Below are 1,598 nucleotides of genomic sequence, written 5' to 3'. Positions count from 1 at the left end.
CCTGAATTTCGAAAGTAACGCTCTTTGAAAATATGAAAAAGTGCCCAAATCTTTGGTAGAATGGTGTTTGACGAGAACAACATCACCCAAAGAGAGGAGCACCCATAAGGTGAAGTCTACCAGAGAAATTTCAAAAATCAAGACCGAATTTTCGTTACAAAATGGAACAAGTGTGGCAGGAGGCAAAGCGTTCCTAGAATACTTAGAGCGAATCCGCCTGACTGAGGCTTTCGCGAAGCTATCTGGCCTCAAGCAGTCCAATTCCGTCTTCTCATTACCCCGGATCCTTCTCTATTTCATCATCGGCTGGATGCTCGGTTGTCAGAGGCTCTTTCATTTCCGAAGTTTACAGAAAGATCACCTCATTCAGCGTTTCCTGGGTGGTCGCTGTCCTCACCACTCCTTGCTGAACAAGGAACTGCTGCGACTGGGTAAGTCTAAATCCGCAGTGGTCACGGAACTGAAGCAACTGAACATGAACATCATTTCGCCATGCCTGCCTGATTCTCTCATACTGGACTTGGATTCCACAGTCGAAACGGTCTATGGCCATCAGAAAGGCGCGGCTGTTGGTGTTAACTCTCATAAGCGTGGCCGAAAGAGCTATCATCCTCTCCTTGTGTACGAAGGAAAATCCCGTCTCTGCCTCAATGCCGTACTGCGTCCAGGGAACACCCACTCTTCTCACGATGTGGTTGGGTTTATGAATCAAACATTAGAACTACTCGGTGACCGCTCCGCCCGCTATGCCCGATTCGATAAAGGCTTCGGCGGTGAAGCGTTTTACTCCTTGCTGGAGTCCAAGAACATCGGGTACGTCGGCAAATTGAAGTGGACCGAACGCTTGCAGAAGGAAGTCTCTGAGTGCCGATACTGGAAACGCTACGTTGATGAAAACTGGGTCATCGAAGGGATAGTTCTGTTTTACCAAGCAACCTCTTGGGATAAGCTCCGACGTGTGGTCGTGATTCGAAAGGCTCAACGTTGTGAAGGTGACCAGCTTCTCATGGAGCAGCCAGAGCTGATGGAGCTCTATTGGCAGTATGAAGCGATGGTTACAACAGAGAGCTGGGAGTCAGTAGATGTATGGCGATTCTACAACCAACGCTGCTGCATGGAGAACTACATCAAAGAGGCAAAGCATGGCTTCGCCATCGATCGGATCTCGACAGGCAACTTTGATGCAAACGAAGTTGACCTGACGTTGAAGCTGCTCACGTACAATCTGTTTGAACGATTCAAAAGGGATTGCTGCGAATCGATCCATGTGGGATATACCATTAACAGGTTCCGACGGGAATTCGTAGCCTGTGTGGGTGTCATCGTGCAACATAGCCGCCAGACGATCTTAAAGCTTGCACAGGAGTTTCATGGGAAACGACCACTGGAGCGTATGTTACGAAAAGTAGCCACGCTGGAATGACAATTACCAAAAATTGAAATGGAACCTGCTCTTAGCCCGTTACTTGGGGAGGGGGAAAGTATGCCCACAATAGCCTTCATGAAGACAACTTCGCCTGACTCAAACCCATAATTACCACATTGTTCCAGTCGACTTTGTTCACAAGGCTTTATATGCCGGACTTTCGCAATTCAGG

The 1,598-nt window shown here is 48.2% G+C and carries 1 protein-coding gene; it reads left to right on the top strand.

Annotation, left to right across the window (positions count from 1 at the left end; genetic code table 11):
• The first annotated feature begins 109 nt into the window (after nt 1-109).
• On the top strand, nt 110-1,423 hold the full coding sequence (locus tag G519_RS0138220) for an IS1380 family transposase (RefSeq protein ID WP_029199011.1): 1,314 nt from the start codon (nt 110-112) through the stop codon (nt 1,421-1,423).
• Nucleotides 1,424-1,598: the final 175 nt, after the last annotated feature.

The organism is Paenibacillus alginolyticus DSM 5050 = NBRC 15375, assembly GCF_000422905.1.
GTDB lineage: Bacteria > Bacillota > Bacilli > Paenibacillales > NBRC-103111 > Paenibacillus_E > Paenibacillus_E alginolyticus.
This window is presented reverse-complemented; position numbering and strand designations above follow the sequence as displayed.